This is a genomic window from Streptomyces sp. PSU-S4-23, assembly GCF_055632315.1.
On the sequence record NZ_JBVMUU010000002.1, the window covers coordinates 2,307,271 to 2,323,587 of the forward strand.

The window sequence follows — 16,317 nt, forward strand, 5'->3', positions numbered from 1 at the left end:
CCACGTTCGGAACCGTGGCCGCCGTCTCCGACGGACTGTCGCAAGCCGAAGCCGCGCTGCGCGCCGCCGGCTTCGACCACCACGAGGAGCTCGACGTCTTCGTCCTCCCCGAGGGTGCCGACCGCCGCGCGATGGTTCAGCTCGTCCGTGACCTGCAAGCCTTCGGGTACACCGTCGCCGCCGACCCCCATCTGCAGGAGCCACAGCAGGTTTCCGGCATCCGCGCGCTGACATCCCGGGTCATTCAGGCGCAGAGTCCGTCCGATATCGCCAATGTCTTCAACGACCTCCTGGACGACCGGGGCGGCGTCATGCCGGAGATGCACCAGCTGCTGGAGGCCACCGCCGAGTGGTGCGAGCGGCGCCTCGGCGACGAGGGCACCGACCTCGCCCGTATCTGCAGGCGCCTTGGCCACAAAATCACCGAGCTGAGCGTAGACCTCGGCTTCACCGGCGCCGACTTCCTCGACCTCGACAGCCCCCTGCCACCACGGCCGACGACCACGGCGCTGTCCCAGCAGAAAAGCCGGGCTCGCGCCGCCACCACCGCCTCTCCCGCGCACTCCGCCACTTCCCGGCCTGCGACAGCCAACAGCCCCACGCCGTCCCACTCGCCCCAGGCTCCCTCTGCCTCGCCAGCCCCCAGCCGATAACCGGCCCATATATAAGGAGCGCGTTCCGTGCGCCTCGAACCACACATATTCTTCGGCCCCCATCCCGACCTTGGTGTCGTCGCCGAAGTCGCCGCCGGCAACCCCCATACCGAGCAGGTCCTGCGCAAGCACCACTTCCGCCAGCACCCGGAATCGGGGCTGTACTTCCTGCCGAGCGACGCCCCCTACAACCGGGTCCTGCGTGCGGTGACCGGTGCCGCCCGCGTACTGCAGGACGCGGGACTGTCGGTGGCAGCCGATCCGTGCCTCATGGTGCCCCCGCCCGCCCCGCGGTCTCCCGGCACGTCCGCTCGGAAGGCCGTCCCGGCGCAGTCTCTGACCGCGCTGACCGCGGAACTGCACACGGCCGACCGCGCGATGGATGCCGCCGAGATCCTGCAGGAACTGCTGGACGAGGACTTCGGCGCCATGGGCGAGCTGGAACAGCTCATCGAGACGACGGCCACCTGGTGCGAGCACCTGGACAGCGACGAGGGACGCGAACTCGGCTCCCGGCTACGCACCATCGCCAACCATGTGGCCTTCCTCGGCGACCGGATAGCCGACGTCGAAGTCGACCTGGCGATCATGCCGGGCCTGATCCCAGCCGACGCCCCACCACTGGCCGCCACTCCCGCCCGCCCGCACGAAGACCTCCTGCCCAGGTACGGGGCTCGTGCCCAGGCCGCCGTGGCCACCTCCCCCACCGACCGGCCCACTCGCCCACCGATGCCACACCGTCCCCGGCGGCAGCCTCTCCGCCGTCTGGTCCCGCCCGCACGCGCTGACCACCCCGCCCGCTCACCACCTTGCGAAGGAGTACCACCGCCATGGCCGTCAAGACGAAATGGACCGTCGAGCACCACCCGTGCGGTCACACCACCACTGTCGATCTGGCCGACCGTCCCGCCGACCGCCGCGCCGGCTACGCGCGCTGGCTCGCCGGACGGTCCTGCTCCGATTGCTGGAAGGCCAGCCGCGACAACGACGCCGAGGAGAAGGCGACGTGGCTGGAGAACAAGCGCGCCGAGGAACAGGCCGAGGCCGAAGCGTGGGCCGAGCAGTACCGGATGCCACCGCTGACGGAACCGATCGCGCGGTGGCCTGGGGCAACCGCTGCCGTCACCAGCTGATGTCCGCCGCTTACACCGCCCTCGTACTGGAAGGCGACACAACGGAACCCGAGTGGCAGGCCATCGAAGACGCTGCCCGGACCGTGACACGGGCCGGGTGGTGGATCGATCAGAGGGAGGCCGACCCCGCTGACCTGCCCGAGCTTCTGCAGGCCGCCACCAACGACGACCGGCCCACCGAGAACCCGTACGCGTAGCGCTCGGCGCCCGGTTTTCTACCACTCCGATCCGGCCGGACCACGCACCCGTTTCTCCGGATCCTCCACCCATAGCCGCGCTACTCCCTTCGACCGAAAGCAACCGCTATGCCTGAACCCCTGATCACCATCGCCCTCGAGCCCAGCGGCCGGGTCAGCGCCCGCGGCGCCGACGCCCTGGCTGCCACCCTGCTGCGCCGGGCCGGATTCACCGAGATCAACGACTGGCACGGTCTGCGCCACCGGATGCCGTTGAGCAGTTCGGCCGAGGAGCGAGCGGCCGTTGCCGGGTACGCGGCGCAGATGCTTCGGGCAGCCCGCTACCGGGTCGACATCGACCCACGGCTGGACCCCGACCCGCCGCAGGCACCCACCCCCACCGACCCCCTTGGGCGATACGCCGTTGGCCGTGGGGTGCTCGACCTGACCGACCGGGTCAACGCCGCCACCACCGCCGGACAGGCAGCCGAAGCCCTGGACCAGATCCTCGATCCTGCCGACGGCATCCTGATCCGCCTTCAGGAAGTTCTGGAAGCAGCGGCCGAGAAGTGCAACGACTTCGACGAAGACGGCAGCAGCTTCGAACTGAGCGACCGTTTCACCGCCGCAGCCGAGCAGCTCACCCAGATCGGCCACGATCTCGACAGCGCAGCCGTCGACTTCCGCGCCTTGGAACCGGCCACACCGGCCCAGCAGCCCCAGGAGCGGAGCTGGCAGGCCCAGGTCGCCGCCTACGACGAGACGGCTGTCACCAGCGCCGCTCGCGCCACCTCACCGGCCACCCGCAATACGGCCGCCTGCGGTAGGCAAGGGGCCGCCCCAGACAACACCGCTGCCCAGCCGGCCGCCCAGCCCGCCCGTCGCCCCCGCTGACCTCCAGTGCCTCTTTCGTGAGCAGCCCCGCAGCTGCCCGGTCTCGTCCCGAGCCAGTGCCGTACGTGCCGTCTCTCCGACGGCCTCGCCAGCGATGCCGGCTGCCTTCACAACAGCCGCGATCACGCCGTGCGGCGCCTCCACCCCAGCCAGCCGACCACGCCCCGATCCGTTGAGGAGTCCCCGATGACCGCCAGAAGAACCGCCCTCCTGCCTCCTTCCCTTCGTTGTCACCGTTCCCGGAGTCTCCTGTGCCATCCGCGCGTTCACGCACGCCCTCGACCACCACCGGAACCGACGCCCTCCTCTATCTCCTGCTCGTCATCGCCGGACTCGGCCTTGTCGGCGGTTCACTGGCCTGGCTGTGCGGCAATCTCGCCGCTCTCGTTACGGGTTCGGGCCGGTGGTCCGTCTACGATCCCGCGACCGCGCTGTTCCATCCCGAGCAGCTCTGGCCTCACCTTCCCCGCCCGGCAGTCATCACCGCTTGTTACGTGCTGCCAGCCCTGGTGCTCCTGCTCACCGCCGCCGCCGGCGCGAAACTCTGGTTGCGGCTGCGCGGCAATCGAAAGGGTCTGGCCGACCAGCGTGATCTCTCCGGGCTGCTGCCCAAGGAGATCAGTGCGAGGGCCAAGGGCCTCCGGCCCAGCCTGAAGGACATGAACGCCAAGCAGATCACGCCCGACGACCGGGGCATCCTGCTCGGCACCCTGAATCCCGGCAACAAGGAGATACGTTCCTCGTGGGAGGACGTCCTCCTGGCGATCATGGCTCCCCGCTCCGGCAAGACGTCCGGCCTCGCGATCCCGGCCATCCTCCGCGCCCCCGGCCCGGTTCTGCTCACCTCGAACAAGGCCGCCCGCGACGCCTACACCGCCACCCTCGACGCCCGCGCCGAAGTCGGCACCGTGTGGACGCTGGACCCGCAGCAGATCGCACACGCCCCGCGCGAAGTGTGGTGGGACATCCTCGCCGACGCCCACGACCTCGCCGGCGCCCGCCGCCTGGCCGGTCACTTCGTCACCGCGTCCGTCGACGAGTCCTCCCAGGGCGACTTCTGGTCGACGGCCGCCGCCAACACCCTCACCGCACTGTTCCTGGCCGCCGCCCGCGCCCGGCGGCCGATCACCGACGTACTGGCGTGGCTCGCCTCGCCCGCCGACCGCACGCCCATCGACATCCTGGTCGACGCAGGTCTCGACGCCGTCGCCGCCCAGCTCCAGGGCACCGTAGCCGGCGCGGTCGAGACCCGCGACGGCATCTTCGAAACGGCCCGCCAGTACGCCGCCTGCCTCCTCGACCCGGGCATCGCCGCCTGGGTCACCCCGGCCCCGGACCTGCCCGAGTTCAGGCCGGTGGTGTTCGCCACCAGCCGCAACACACTGTTCCTGCTGTCCAAGGACGGCGGCGGTTCCGCCTCGGCGATCATCGCCGCAGCCGCCGACGCCGTGATGCGCGCCGCCGTCGTCCAGGCCGAGCGCGACGGCGGACGTCTCGACCCGCCTCTGCTGGCGATCCTCGACGAGGCCGCCAACGTCTGCAAGATCCAGGACCTGCCCGACCTGTACTCCCACCTCGGCTCACGGGGCGTCATCCCCGTCACCATCCTGCAGTCCTATCGCCAGGGCGTACGGGTGTGGGGCGAGGCCGGGATGGACGCCCTGTGGTCGGCGGCGACCGTCAAGCTCATCGGCTCGGGCATCGACGACGCCGACTTCGCGGACAAGCTCTCGCGCCTGGTGGGCGACCACGACGTGCAGACCGTCTCCGTCTCGCACAGTGAGTCCGGCAAGTCCAGGTCCGTTTCGATGCGGCAGGAGCGGATCCTTCCGGCCGACGCGATCCGGGCCCTGCCCAAGGGCACCGCACTGCTGCTGGCCACCGGCATCCGCCCAGCGCTGCTGAACCTCAAACCCTGGTACAAGGAGCCGAACGCCGGTCCCCTCGGCGCCGCCTCAGCCCGCGCGACCAAGGCGATCACCGAACGCGCCCTGTCGAAGTCCCTGGGCCGTGACGACTTCGGGGCCGCGGTATGAGCGTCTGGAACAAGCCCGCCGCCGAGCGTGTGGCCTCCCTGCGCGAGCAGTACGCCTCTGCCGGGGAACCGGTCGCTGGTGTGTCGGACCTGGAGCTGCTCAACGCGGCGTACGAGTCGGTGCTGCGCGAGCAGATCGACACCCGCGACCGCTACATGGGCCTGCTCACGGAGCTGCGCAAGCACGACGACGCCGTTCGGAAGGCGGCAACCCGGGCCCTGACCGACCGTGCCGAGCGCTACGCCCATCACGCGGTGAACGAGTACATGCGCCCGTTCAACGCGGTCCTCTACCGCATCGAGAACCTTCCCGACCGGCCGGGACCGCGGCAGATGGAAGGACTGCGCCAAGCCGCCGACCGCGTGCGGTTCCAGCTGCGTAACGCCCCAAACCATCCCGCGGAACTCAACGATCCCGAAGGCGCCCGGCAAACGCTGCGTTCCATTCACCGCGTTGTCGGCGTCCTGGACGGCCGGGAGGGGCTGAACGGCGACGACGTGCTCCGGCTGGTCAAGCATGCGTTCGCGGTGGCCGACCGGGCCACCCCCAAGCCGACTCCGCCACCACCGGACCTGCCGTTTACCGGACCGGGCTGGGCCGACCTCAAGGGCTTCTGGGCCTACCAGCCCGACAGTTCGGGCGCCCATGTGAAGGCGTACCCGGTCGGCGAGGACTGGTACCTGGACCTGTGGTCGGACGGCGGGCAACTGCTCGCCTTCGGCACCGTTCCAGAAGCCGAGGTCGGCGCCCTCGCCCCGGCCCTCGTCACCCACGCCGACGACTGGGCCCGTGACCGATCCGAGTACGCCTGGCGCCGCTTCACCGACACCGCCCAAGCCACCCGCACCACCAGCCTCGACACACGCACCGAACTCGCACCGGCACCCAACCGTGCACGGCAGCCCAGCAACTCCCGACTCCATGCGGCCACCGCGACCTCTCCCGCCCGGCCGCCCAGCGTCACCGCAGCCAGCCCTGCGCCGACGTCAACCGAAGCGCACCCTGTGCCGCCCACCGTTCCCCGCCGCAGCCGGTAACCCGCCGCCGCGGTTTCTCTCCCATCCCTCCCTGCGCTCAACCTCTGGTCCTGCCGCTCCGGCATCCCGGTCGCGGACGACTCGACGGTCGCTGCGTAGCGCACTGCCTCGCCTCTCGCCTATTTCGTCCTCTCTGCAAGGAGCGTCATGTCCCCGCGCACGCCGACTTCTTCCTCGCTCCGCACAACCGAGCGCCTAGCCGGCACCCCGGCCGTGCGGCGCGGCGGTCACTGGTGGCTGGTCGCCTCCACCGGTTCCCTTCTCGCCAGCGACCCGGCCTTCACGGACGAACTCGACCGGTTCGCCGCCGATTTGGCCGCAGCCGACCAGGCCGTCGCCGAAGTTCTCACCGCACGCACTGCCCGTCACGAGGCTCGGCGATGAGGCCGCTGCTCCAAGCCGAGCAGGCAGTCCTCGGCGCCGTCCTGCTCGACCCCGGCCAGCTTCCCCGCCTTTCGGAGTGGCTGCGGCCCGGTCACTTCTACCGCCCGCACCATGCGGCGCTGTACGCCGCTCTACTCCAACTCCATTCCGACGGACATCCCGGTGCCGCCCCACAGTCCACCGCGACCGCCGCCGAGGGCCGCACGGCGGGTTGGCCCACCACTCCTACGGCGGGCGGTGACGAACGGCTGGCGTGGATGGATGCCGCCATCGCCGAGGTGAACAGCACCGGGGTGCGGGGCCTGACCACGGTCTACCTGCACACGCTGATCGCTGCATGCCCGCGCCCGGCGCATGCCCCGGTCTACGGGCGGATGGTGCTGGAGGGCGCCATCCACCGCACCGTCGCCGAACATGCCACCCGCCTACACCAGACGGCCCGTGCCGACACCGTACGCGGCAGCGCCGAGGACACCTTGCACTACGCCCAGGTCCTCACCGACGTCCTGGGAGATCTCGCTCGACGCTGGGGCACCGACGCCCGCCCCATGGCACCGGCTCCACCGTTGCCCCAGCCTGCCACGTCGAACCAGCCGCCGGTCTCCCAGGAGCAGCTCGCCGACGAGGAGTACCTGCTGGGCGTGCTCAACGCGCACCCCGACGCGCTCGGCGAACTGGTGGGCTGGCTGCGGCCGGAGGATTTCGCCGACCCGGGACACGGCCGGATCTACCGCTGTCTGGGCGCGCTGCATCACCGGGGCGAGCCGGTCGACGAGGTCACCGTCCTGTGGGAGGCCCAGCGGCGCGGCGCCCTCGGAGACGGCACGCTCACCGCCGAGGACGTCCTGCGCCTGTGCGACTCCCGCGCTGCCGGTGGCAGCGCCGACTATCTCGGCGAGCAGGTCGTCCGGGCCGCCCTGGTCCGTACAGCCGCCGGTGCGGCCCGGCAGGTGCGTGCGCTCGCCGATGACGAGTCCCTCGCCCCCGGCCGTCTCATCGGCTTTGCCCTGTACGCGCTCAGTCCGTTGGAGGACATCCGCCGCCGCTGGAAGACCGCCAGCGGCGTCCCCGAGCCGCAACCCGCACCGCAGTCGGTCGGCCGTGTTCCGTCGGCCCGTACGGATGCCGCCCGCGCCCGCAGTCGGCCGCACCCTCCCTCATCACCTGCTTCACCGGCCGGCTCGTCCGCCGCCGTGGCTTCCCCTGCCCATCCACCTCGACGGAGCCCTTCATGACCCCGCCTGCCTTGACCGCCGCCGACTCCCGCGCCCTGTACGCCCTGGCGGAGGAGTTCACCGCCGCCCGCCGACGCCTCGACGCCGCCCGGCGGAGCGGCGACGGTCTGCCCGCGCTCACGGCCGCTTCCCATCAGCTCCAGTCCCTCGGCCGCCTCGTCGGCGGCCTCACCGACGAGGTCCTGTTCCGTATCGCCGAGCCCGGCCGCCGCACCCCGCAGGAACGGCGTGCCGTCGGCGTGCTGGCCCGGGCCGTAGCCCCCGCGGCACGCGCTCTGGAGCAGTTCGCCGAGGCGTACGAGCAGCTGGGCCTGCTCTACGAGTACGCCGACCACCCGGTCAACCCCGACCTGGCCGACATGCGGAACTCGGCAGTCGACGTGATCCACGACCGGCTCGACCAGTCGCGGACCGCGCTCCAGGACGCCTCACATGCCTTGCACCTGGAGACCGACCGCGCCGGCGCCGTCCTGCCCCGTACAGCCGCCGCACACAGTCGTACAACGGTCCCCGACTCCAGCGCTGCCACCAACAGCACACCGACACGAGCAGCACCAACTCCTCCCTCTACCGGTCAGGTGCCCCGTCACGGACGTTGATGTGCCCGGCCGCAGCGAGCCGCTGATCGGAAGCCTCTGCTCCGGCTACGGCGGTCTGGATCTCGGCGTCCAGGCCGCGCTCGGCGGCACTCTCGCCTGGCACGCCGAGATCAGCCCCGACGCGTCCCGGATCCTCTCCCGGCACTGGCCCGGGGTGCCCCCGTTTCGGCGACATCACAGCCGTCGACTGGGCCCAGGTGCCAAGGGTGTACGTGCTGACAGCTGGCTTCCCCTGCCAGGACGTGTCCGTCGCCGGCCGCCGCGCCGGACTCGCCGAAGGCACCCGCTCCGGGCTGTGGCACCACATTGATATTACTTGCGGATCGAACCCCACTCCGCAGCATTGAGCGCTGGAAGTTCGCCATCTTTCCAATTATCCGGGCCAGGGAAAATACACTTCGGCCATTGGAAGTTTGCGAGCGCCGTAAGAACCGCACACACCAACAGGAGGCACACAGTCGAGATCACAACCCAAGAAGTTCGGTAGGAAATGAGTAGAGCAGCCATACCCAGCACAGTCCCACATATCCCTACGGTAGTCGTGAGGGTGATCCTCCAAAAGTACTTACCCAGCAGCCACGCATCCTGGCGCTGAAAATGCCTAACATCTTCGATCTTCTTCGCATCTACCGTGGCTTCTGGCACCCATTCCAGCCTCTCGCTAGGACTGGACGTATAGCGCGTTACAATGCCGATAAATAGCAAGGCGGAAAGCAAAAAAGCTACTGCAACTCCAAAAAATACGACGGCTAGATCACTCCAAACTCCGCGCGAGTCCCTGACTGCCACCACGGAGTTTGTAAGCGAAAATCCCCCAAGGATCGCTATTGGCGTTCCAGCCACAGAAGAGAGAGCGCGATGGGAATTTAGCTCGCGAGCCCAAGCCCATACTGCCACATCAACCTCCTACCGGCACCTAGGACAGGGAAATGGGCCACCGCACCACGGACAATGGAGCCGCGCAAGCGGGACCCTCCTCACACTTTCAAAATTTGCATCGCGCAGGATTCTTCGGAAGTGCCTTTCAGCAATACCAGACCCGGCATTTACGCGGACATCCTTGATTATTGCACCGACATCAATCCCTGGGTTTTCGTCATCCAGCCGCGCCACCCATAGTTTTTCCCCCTGTGAGATCCTTGGGACTCGACTGTTGATCTTTCGGATCTGACCGTTAGCGTAGACCAACTTCGGAGCGCCACGCCCTTTTTCGCCACCCTCGCTGGACACCACTAGCGCTTTATGCACCCTTGGATTTTGCCGCCAATCACGCTGCACTGATTCTACATATCGACTCTTGCCGACGATTACAATATCACCAGGGACGATATTTCTACCCTCTGCGGAACCCTTTGTCATGACGGTCCGACTCCCATACGCATGTCCCGCGGAATTCTTGCGTTTCTGGGGTGATCTAACATTCAGGCTACTTGGCATAATCTGCCCCGGCGAGCGCAGGCACCCGTCCGGGTGAGTCGGGGAAGACCACAGCGGGCACGCCTGGGTGCACTTCGACCCAAATCCGGGCCATTGTCGAAGTGTCGCGTGGTCACGGTTGCCGGGTCCAGTCCGTCCACTCCTGGGTGTGACTGCCTCGCCCACAGGTTTCGGGAACGCGGCCGACCAGCCGGGTCGCCGACCGCGGTACGGCTCGGACATGAGCGTGGGGGCCGTACGCCGCCGCCATCGCCCGCTGGGAGAGCCTCACCCGCCCGGCGCCTCGTCCCACCGACGATCTGGGCCGCCTGAACCCGGCGTTCGTGGAGTGGATGCAAGGACTCCCCGACGGATGGGTGACCGCCGCCCCCGGCCTGGGACGCCCCGCCCAGCTCACCGCGCTCGGCAACGGCGTCATCCCCCAACAAGCAACCCGTGCCTTGGAGTTGCTCGCACCGCCGTTCCCGGCCTGCCCGCGCTGCCGCACGCGGTGACCCGCTCTATCGCACATTCCCGGCCGCACCAAATCCGACTTCCTGCGGATTCTTGGGCCCTCGGCAGCCACACCCCGCCCGAACGGAGCCGCATGCCGCCCCGCAGACCTCCTGCCTTGTCTCGCCACAGGGCCGACCCTCCGCCGCCCTCCCCTCCACATCCCATCCACGACCGAAGGGACGCCCTCCATGAGCGACCCCGCAGCCACCAGCGCCGACGAGCCCATACGCGTATCCGACCACGATCTCGACGACCTCGCCGCGACCCTCGAACGGCTGGTCAGGACGGCCGAAGCCCAAGGCCGGATGCTGGAGCGGCTCAAGGCCGAGGGCTCCGACACCCACCCCGCCGGCGATGACGCAGAGGACCACGGTCCCGAGCAGGAGGACAACGAGCTTCAGGGCGAGCCGGACTCGGTTCGAGAGGCAGCCGGGGACTCGGGGCCCGCTTCGGTATTCATCCTGGCGCTGGACAACCAGGCGTACGGCGTCGAACTTCACGCCCTGACGGCGTGGGTCAACCATCTCCTGCTGCCCGTCTACGGGCGGGAGATCACGACCAGCCGCCCCTGGTGCCACCAGTGGCACGAACACCCCGAAGCCGTCGCCCGGCTGCACGCGCTGTGGCTGGCCTGGCAGCAGTTCACCGATGTCGAGGCCGGACTCGCCGGCCCCTCGGTCTGGCACCGCGACCACCTCGACCCCACCTGGTTGCAGCTGCGCGCTCCGGACGGGCCGTTCGCCGCCTGCACCACCAGCCCCAACCGGCCCCATCACCGGCTCCTGCCCACCCCCGCCCCCGAACCGACCGAGCTGGAACTGGCGGCTTGAGCATGCCCGACACCCCCAACTACCGCCTCGACGGGCTCTCCCCCGCCGACGATGCCGCCGCCGAAGCCGAAGGCAACATCGCACTGTGGGACGACCTCTTCAGCACCCTGGCCGAACACCACACCCCCGATGGACAGCACAGCTACTTCGTCGTCCATGACGGCTCGGCCACCTGGGGCATCCCCGGGGCACCCCAGTTCATCGCCCTGCACATCACCCGCGACCTCACCGCCCGTACCTTCCGGATCGAGCAGGCCAACCAGCCGACCGTGCCGTTCGCCCAGCTGTGGCTGGCGGGCCGCGGCTGCCCGCCGGACGCCCTCCAGTTGCCCGACGACCAGTACCTTGAGCCCGCCGACGCCCTCACCACCCGCATCGAGCGCCAGATCCGTCACTCCGGCACCCGGTACGAGATCAAAGACCACTACACCCACGACTCCGCCCCGTACGAGACGTGGGTCATGGTCCGCGACAGCGACCCCAGCGCCGCCGATCAGCCGGTGAGGATCTTCCTGGAAGACGCGGACCTCGACGCCCTCACCTACACCCTGCGTGAAGGCGCCTTCCGCGACGGCACCAGCGCCAACCAGTGGCTGTTTGACCGCGACACCCCGCTGCCCGAGCCGCCCGAGCACCTGATCTCGGCCGATCGACGCACCCGGGCCGCGCTTGCCCGCTCCACCACCAGCCGGCTGGCAACCACTGCCTCAGTGCACGCGCCTCCCGCTGGTCCCGCGCCGTCGGCCGGTACTCCGTCGCACCGTCGAGGGGGCCGCTCGTGAGCCGGGCCAGGTTCGGATTCGCCGCGCACCCCGAAGCCCTCGCCGATCTGCGCGAAGTACCCGACCACATTCGTGATCTGGCGCTGCTGGAACTCCAGCACCTCGTCCACGGCAACGAACGCGGTGCACCTCTGGTCGGCCGCCTCGCCGGTTGCCACAAGGTCTACGTCGACCCGAAGGCCGAATGGCGCCTGGTGATCCAGTTCCGCAACGCCCCTGCGGGCAGCCGCCACGACCGGGAGATCTACCTCATCGCAGCCGGGGAGCGCGAGGCCGGAGCGGTCTACCGGGCCGCTACCCAGCGCCTGAACCGAGACGCCGAGACCACGCCCGAAGCCGCTCCGCTCCGCCGCCAGGCCGAGGCCGCCCGCGCTCGCTCCCCGCATCTCCGCAGCGTGCCCGCCACCTCGGCGTCCCCGAGCGACGCTCCCCGCCCGCGCACCACCGCGGAATCCCCCGTCGTACGAAAGGCCCACGCATGACCGCCACCCGCGATGCCCTGGCCGATCTGCTCACCGAGGCCGCGCAGCAGGTGGGCTCCGTGCTCACCGCGCAAGGCCCCGCCGTCGGCACGTCCGCCCGCCCCTACCTGACTCCGTTCCTCGGCCCGCTGGCCGCAGCCACTCCCGTCCTGCACTCCCTGTCCGAGCAACTCGACGCCTACTTCAGCGACCCGCTGCCCAAGACTCCGGCCGGGCTGTTCACCCTCGCCTGCCTGGCCGCCGCCAACGGCCAACTCAACGAAGCGACAGCGGAGTTCATCACCGCCATCGAGTCGGTGTGCAACCGCGCCGGAATCAGCCCCGATTCCAGCGCGCAGCCCACCGCGACCACGGACACGGACGACGCCGTCGGCACGGCGATCGCATTCACCACGACCGAGTGGGACGCCATACAGAAGGCGGCCCGCATCGGCGGCCTGGACGCCGGCGAGTTCGTCGCTGTGTCCGCGTCGGCGGTTGCGGCCTCGCTGCTCTTCACCGATCTGTGCCGCGAGATCTTCGAAGGGCTGCTGACCGATGCCGAGTACGTCCGTACCGGCCCCGACACCGACGCCGCGCTCGGTACCGATACCGAGAGCCTGCCCACGATCGTCCAGCGTCTGCTCGATGCCCCGGGTGCTGCCGCTTGACCAGCCACCCCACCACTTTCGCCGCCCCGGACCCGGCAGCCCAGCCCGCCGCCACACCCGCGTATCACCGCTCCCGCTGATCTCCCGATCCCTGTCCCGACCGAAAGGACCCGTTCAATGACAGACCCAACCACCCTGGACTCTTCGCGCCGCCTCATCGAGCGGCAGTACGGACGGCCGATCCAGCATCTGACGTACGACACCATCCCCCGGCCCGGCCGGGACCACGACCCCGTGCTCTCCACCGCCCTGAACCTCTACGGCGGGTTGCGGGAGACGGCAGCCCGGCTCACCGAGGCCCGGCAGAGGGTGCGTCAGCTCCTCGACGAAGGCCACGACAGCACCATCGACGGCACCACCCGCCTACTCAACCTCGCCCAGGACATCCACGCCCTCACCACCCGGCACATCACCGAGGCCCGGGCCCTCGGTGACCTCCTCGGCGCCCACCAGCCTCCGCCGCCGCTGCCCTGCGCAGCGTCCACCGGCATCTGTGCGGACCACGACCTCGACGAACTACTGCCGCTCGCCCGACGGATCGCCGCGGGCTCGCCGCACCTGACGCGCGCCACGCTCGGCCCCGCTCTGCGCGCCCACGGCATCCGCGTCAGCAACCAGCGCCTCGGCGCACTTCTGAACCGCCTGCGCACCGAGACCTTCCTCGGCGCCGCTGCCTAGTCCCGCCCCGCCCTGATCACGGAGTCATGACATGACGTTCTGGCCGACCGACGCCGACCCCGGCCACCTGGAGCAGGCCCTCGCCCGTCTCTCCCCGCGCTGGACCACCTGGACGCTGCTCACTCTCCAGCGCCACGATCACCTGCGCATATCCGAACTGGGACACGCTCTCCCTTGGATCTCAGGCACAAGCCTCAGTCAGCAGATGCCCCGCCTGCAGCATCACGGCCTCGTCGACCGGACCGGGCGCGGCCAGTACCAGCTCACCGACGCCGCCCGGCAGTTGGGACCGGTCTACGAAGCCCTCACCTCTTGGGAGCGCACCCACTTCCCCACGGACCGGCCGACCGCCGAGGCCGAGCGAATCGAGACCGCGCTCGCCCGGCTCCGCCCACGGGACACCACCACCGTGCTCCACTTCCTGGCCCAGCGCCCGCGGGCATCGTTCACCGAGCTGCAGCAGCCCATCGGGCGCCCCGGGTCGGCCTACGCCCGCCTGCAGCGGATGCAAGCCGACGCGCTCCTGGCCCGCACGGGCCACGGCCGGTACGAGCTGACCGAGACCGGTGCCGCCGTCGGCCCCGTCTACGAGGCACTGAACACCTGGTCTCCCGGCCCCACCACCGCCCCGGCGCCAGCGCACATCACCGCCCCGGTCGTGCAGGAGACGGTCAGCGCCCGCGCCACAGCGGCACTTCGTCGTACGACAACGGCCGTCCAGGGGCTGTTCTCCCACGCTCCCGCATCCGAATCGGCCATGCCCGCTGCATGGACCGCCGCTTCCCGTCCCCTGCACACCCGGTGAACCGCTCCATGCCGCCGCACAGAGTCCCGTCGGCACCGCCCACCCACAGCCATCGCGCCCCTGCACTGGCAGCTGCGCCTCCTCGCCCACCTCCGAAAGACGCTCGCCCATGCCCTCCGCGCCCCAGCATCCGCCCGCCCCGGACGACGACCTCCTCGTCGGACCTGTCTACCTCGCCGGCCCCGGCAACCCGGCCCTGATCACCGAACCCCTACGCGCCACACCCGGGTGGGCCGAAAGCCAGACCCCTACCGGCCGAGTGTTCTCCAGCCCCTGCCTACGCGCCCAGATCGCCGAACTGCCCTCGTCCCGCTACGGCGGCTGGAAGATCTCCTGGTCCCGGGAACCCCTCGCCATCCCGGCCTGGATCGCAACCTTCACCCGCAACACCCCTGCCGAGATCGTCTCCGCGTTCACCACCACCCTCATGCGCGGACTGGACAACGACCACAAGGACTTCCTCCCCGGCGGCCCCCACTACACCCCCATCGCCCCCGGCGACGTCCTCATCGCCCGCGGCTGGAAGGACGAGGCCAACGCCCTCTTCCAGTACCAGCACTCCCCCGACCGACACGCCTACCTCAGCCTGCGCCAGTACGACGCCGACTTCCACTCCGAGTTGGAAGGCGACGTCTCCGCCGAACGAACCATGTACGCGGGCGTCGAGGCCGCCAACGGGCCCCGATGGCACGCGGACTTCACCTCCGCCACCCCGCTGCACTTGATCATCGCCGCAGCCGACGCCTTCTCCAGCCGGGCACCGGTCCGCCGCAACCGGCGCGACATGCCCGAGCGCAACCTCCCGTACCTCACCACCCAGCCCGCCACGTCCTCGCGCGTCACTGCCGCACGTGCCCGCACGACTGCTGGGCCGCTGGTCACAGGCTCATCGGCGGCACCAGCCGCAGCGCCAGTGACACATCCGGGTGTCGCCAATCCCCGGCGATCCCGCCGCTGACCTCACCAGCCCTCACACCTCACGGAGCCACCCATGCTGACCCCCGAGGACGACGCCTACTGGCGGACGTACCACGTCGCGCCCCGGTACCTCGCCGGATCGCTCGGCGCCGACGACGACCCCAGCCTGAAGCCGTTCGTAGACCTGGACTGGCTGCACCACCACATCGACGGCGACCTGGGCAAGGACGTCTTCGTCTCCCCTGACGGGCGTCTGCGGATCGGCTTCTTCGGCGACGACTACATCCTGTGGAACATCGCTGCCTACGAGGATCCCTTCGGCCCTCGTCGCTGGGCCGCGACCTTCAACCAGAACACACCGCCGGAGATCGTCGCCGCCTTCACCACGGCTCTGGCCCGCGACTACGAAGAAGGCAACAACCGCTTCCTGGCACGCCCACCGGTGCGCTGGCACGAGCAGACCCAGCCCCTGACCGAGGCGGGCTGGACCCGCGACTGGGGCGCCGAGATCGGCACCGTGGAGATCCTCGCCCCGGACAAGCAGGCCGGCATTCTCCTCGACCTCCGCTGCCAGGACCCCGAGGACCAGCAATGCCTGCTGTGGTCAGGCCCTCCGGGCTGGGGAACCCGCGCGGAGGCCACCTTCACCACCGGCACCCCCGCCCACCTCGTCACTGCCACCGCCGCGGCCATGGCCGACCCCGCGCCCGTCATCCGCTACGAGCGCAGCATCCCGCGCGGGCTCCGCGACCTGGTCCAGCTCACCCCGGTCGAACCGCCGCAGCCCGCGAAGCCCACCCCGCTCGATGTCCACCGCACCGCCGTCACCCAAGCCGTCGAACGCGCCTTCCGCAGCTCCTCGACCAGCCCCCGCGCCGTGGCTGCCCGCGCCCGCACCACTCTGCCGAGCCCAGCACATTCGGCCGACTCTCCAGCGCCGCAAGCCCCGCAGCCAGGTGTCCACCCCAACTCCGCTCGGCCTGGCCCGCGTCGGTAGCCCGCCCTCCCTGCCGCCGCACGCGCTAAATCTCCCATCCGCGTGGGCCCCGCCACCACGTCGGAAGCGGCCATCGCATCACGTACGGCTGCCATG

The 16,317-nt window shown here is 70.0% G+C and carries 17 protein-coding genes and 1 pseudogene; all 18 read left to right on the forward strand.

Going from position 1 to position 16,317, the window contains the following annotated elements:
* Nucleotides 1–14: 14 nt before the first annotated feature.
* Entirely contained in the window at nucleotides 15–653 is a 639-nt protein-coding gene (locus ACZ79I_RS11255; RefSeq protein ID WP_471496583.1) for a hypothetical protein, read from the forward strand.
* Between the two features lie 830 nt (nucleotides 654–1,483).
* Nucleotides 1,484–1,983: pseudogene (locus tag ACZ79I_RS11260) on the forward strand (hypothetical protein).
* A gap of 108 nt (nucleotides 1,984–2,091) precedes the next feature.
* Nucleotides 2,092–2,856, forward strand: a complete 765-nt coding sequence (locus ACZ79I_RS11265; RefSeq protein WP_471496585.1) for a hypothetical protein — start codon at nucleotides 2,092–2,094, stop codon at nucleotides 2,854–2,856.
* A gap of 251 nt (nucleotides 2,857–3,107) precedes the next feature.
* Nucleotides 3,108–4,892, forward strand: a complete 1,785-nt coding sequence (locus ACZ79I_RS11270) for a type IV secretory system conjugative DNA transfer family protein (RefSeq protein WP_471496587.1) — start codon at nucleotides 3,108–3,110, stop codon at nucleotides 4,890–4,892.
* On the forward strand, nucleotides 4,889–5,929 hold the full coding sequence (locus ACZ79I_RS11275; protein WP_471496589.1) for a hypothetical protein: 1,041 nt from the start codon (nucleotides 4,889–4,891) through the stop codon (nucleotides 5,927–5,929). The genes ACZ79I_RS11270 and ACZ79I_RS11275 overlap by 4 nt, the downstream gene beginning before the upstream one ends.
* A gap of 147 nt (nucleotides 5,930–6,076) precedes the next feature.
* The gene (locus ACZ79I_RS11280; protein WP_471496591.1) at nucleotides 6,077–6,313 is read left to right on the forward strand and encodes a hypothetical protein; all 237 of its coding nucleotides are present in this window, start codon (nucleotides 6,077–6,079) and stop codon (nucleotides 6,311–6,313) included.
* Nucleotides 6,310–7,548 (forward strand): DnaB-like helicase N-terminal domain-containing protein, encoded by a 1,239-nt coding sequence (locus tag ACZ79I_RS11285; protein WP_471496593.1) that lies wholly within the window; start codon nucleotides 6,310–6,312, stop codon nucleotides 7,546–7,548. The genes ACZ79I_RS11280 and ACZ79I_RS11285 overlap by 4 nt, the downstream gene beginning before the upstream one ends.
* Nucleotides 7,545–8,147 carry a hypothetical protein gene (locus ACZ79I_RS11290; RefSeq protein WP_471496594.1) on the forward strand — a complete coding sequence of 201 codons (603 nt, stop codon included), beginning with the start codon at nucleotides 7,545–7,547 and terminating at the stop codon, nucleotides 8,145–8,147. Before ACZ79I_RS11285 ends, ACZ79I_RS11290 begins: the two co-directional genes overlap by 4 nt.
* Before the next feature lie 212 nt (nucleotides 8,148–8,359).
* On the forward strand, nucleotides 8,360–8,494 hold the full coding sequence (locus ACZ79I_RS11295; RefSeq protein ID WP_471496596.1) for a DNA cytosine methyltransferase: 135 nt from the start codon (nucleotides 8,360–8,362) through the stop codon (nucleotides 8,492–8,494).
* A 1,422-nt stretch (nucleotides 8,495–9,916) separates the two neighbouring features.
* A complete protein-coding gene (locus ACZ79I_RS11300) occupies nucleotides 9,917–10,078 on the forward strand; it encodes a hypothetical protein (RefSeq protein ID WP_471496597.1) in 162 nt (53 codons plus the stop codon).
* A gap of 189 nt (nucleotides 10,079–10,267) precedes the next feature.
* Nucleotides 10,268–10,909, forward strand: coding sequence for a DUF4913 domain-containing protein (locus tag ACZ79I_RS11305; RefSeq protein ID WP_471496599.1), 642 nt, complete (start codon nucleotides 10,268–10,270; stop codon nucleotides 10,907–10,909).
* On the forward strand, nucleotides 10,906–11,691 hold the full coding sequence (locus ACZ79I_RS11310; protein ID WP_471496600.1) for a glycosyl hydrolase: 786 nt from the start codon (nucleotides 10,906–10,908) through the stop codon (nucleotides 11,689–11,691). Before ACZ79I_RS11305 ends, ACZ79I_RS11310 begins: the two co-directional genes overlap by 4 nt.
* Nucleotides 11,688–12,173 (forward strand): hypothetical protein, encoded by a 486-nt coding sequence (locus ACZ79I_RS11315; RefSeq protein WP_381084059.1) that lies wholly within the window; start codon nucleotides 11,688–11,690, stop codon nucleotides 12,171–12,173. The genes ACZ79I_RS11310 and ACZ79I_RS11315 overlap by 4 nt, the downstream gene beginning before the upstream one ends.
* Nucleotides 12,170–12,823 (forward strand): hypothetical protein, encoded by a 654-nt coding sequence (locus ACZ79I_RS11320; RefSeq protein ID WP_471496602.1) that lies wholly within the window; start codon nucleotides 12,170–12,172, stop codon nucleotides 12,821–12,823. Before ACZ79I_RS11315 ends, ACZ79I_RS11320 begins: the two co-directional genes overlap by 4 nt.
* Before the next feature lie 117 nt (nucleotides 12,824–12,940).
* The gene (locus ACZ79I_RS11325; protein ID WP_471496604.1) at nucleotides 12,941–13,501 is read left to right on the forward strand and encodes a hypothetical protein; all 561 of its coding nucleotides are present in this window, start codon (nucleotides 12,941–12,943) and stop codon (nucleotides 13,499–13,501) included.
* Between the two features lie 31 nt (nucleotides 13,502–13,532).
* Nucleotides 13,533–14,306 (forward strand): winged helix-turn-helix transcriptional regulator, encoded by a 774-nt coding sequence (locus ACZ79I_RS11330; protein ID WP_471496606.1) that lies wholly within the window; start codon nucleotides 13,533–13,535, stop codon nucleotides 14,304–14,306.
* Nucleotides 14,307–14,415: 109 nt separating this feature from the next.
* Nucleotides 14,416–15,264 (forward strand): SPDY domain-containing protein, encoded by an 849-nt coding sequence (locus ACZ79I_RS11335; protein WP_471496608.1) that lies wholly within the window; start codon nucleotides 14,416–14,418, stop codon nucleotides 15,262–15,264.
* A 33-nt stretch (nucleotides 15,265–15,297) separates the two neighbouring features.
* Entirely contained in the window at nucleotides 15,298–16,221 is a 924-nt protein-coding gene (locus ACZ79I_RS11340; protein WP_471496610.1) for an SPDY domain-containing protein, read from the forward strand.
* Nucleotides 16,222–16,317: the final 96 nt, after the last annotated feature.

Coding starts and splice junctions, on each gene's coding strand:
- ACZ79I_RS11285 (WP_471496593.1), top strand. CDS start 6,310: ATGAGGCCGCTGCTCCAAGCCGAGCAGGCAGTCCTCGGCGCCGTCCTG.
- ACZ79I_RS11300 (WP_471496597.1), top strand. CDS start 9,917: ATGCAAGGACTCCCCGACGGATGGGTGACCGCCGCCCCCGGCCTGGGA.
- ACZ79I_RS11280 (WP_471496591.1), top strand. CDS start 6,077: ATGTCCCCGCGCACGCCGACTTCTTCCTCGCTCCGCACAACCGAGCGC.
- ACZ79I_RS11325 (WP_471496604.1), top strand. CDS start 12,941: ATGACAGACCCAACCACCCTGGACTCTTCGCGCCGCCTCATCGAGCGG.
- ACZ79I_RS11330 (WP_471496606.1), top strand. CDS start 13,533: ATGACGTTCTGGCCGACCGACGCCGACCCCGGCCACCTGGAGCAGGCC.
- ACZ79I_RS11340 (WP_471496610.1), top strand. CDS start 15,298: ATGCTGACCCCCGAGGACGACGCCTACTGGCGGACGTACCACGTCGCG.
- ACZ79I_RS11305 (WP_471496599.1), top strand. CDS start 10,268: ATGAGCGACCCCGCAGCCACCAGCGCCGACGAGCCCATACGCGTATCC.
- ACZ79I_RS11265 (WP_471496585.1), top strand. CDS start 2,092: ATGCCTGAACCCCTGATCACCATCGCCCTCGAGCCCAGCGGCCGGGTC.
- ACZ79I_RS11290 (WP_471496594.1), top strand. CDS start 7,545: ATGACCCCGCCTGCCTTGACCGCCGCCGACTCCCGCGCCCTGTACGCC.
- ACZ79I_RS11320 (WP_471496602.1), top strand. CDS start 12,170: ATGACCGCCACCCGCGATGCCCTGGCCGATCTGCTCACCGAGGCCGCG.
- ACZ79I_RS11335 (WP_471496608.1), top strand. CDS start 14,416: ATGCCCTCCGCGCCCCAGCATCCGCCCGCCCCGGACGACGACCTCCTC.
- ACZ79I_RS11275 (WP_471496589.1), top strand. CDS start 4,889: ATGAGCGTCTGGAACAAGCCCGCCGCCGAGCGTGTGGCCTCCCTGCGC.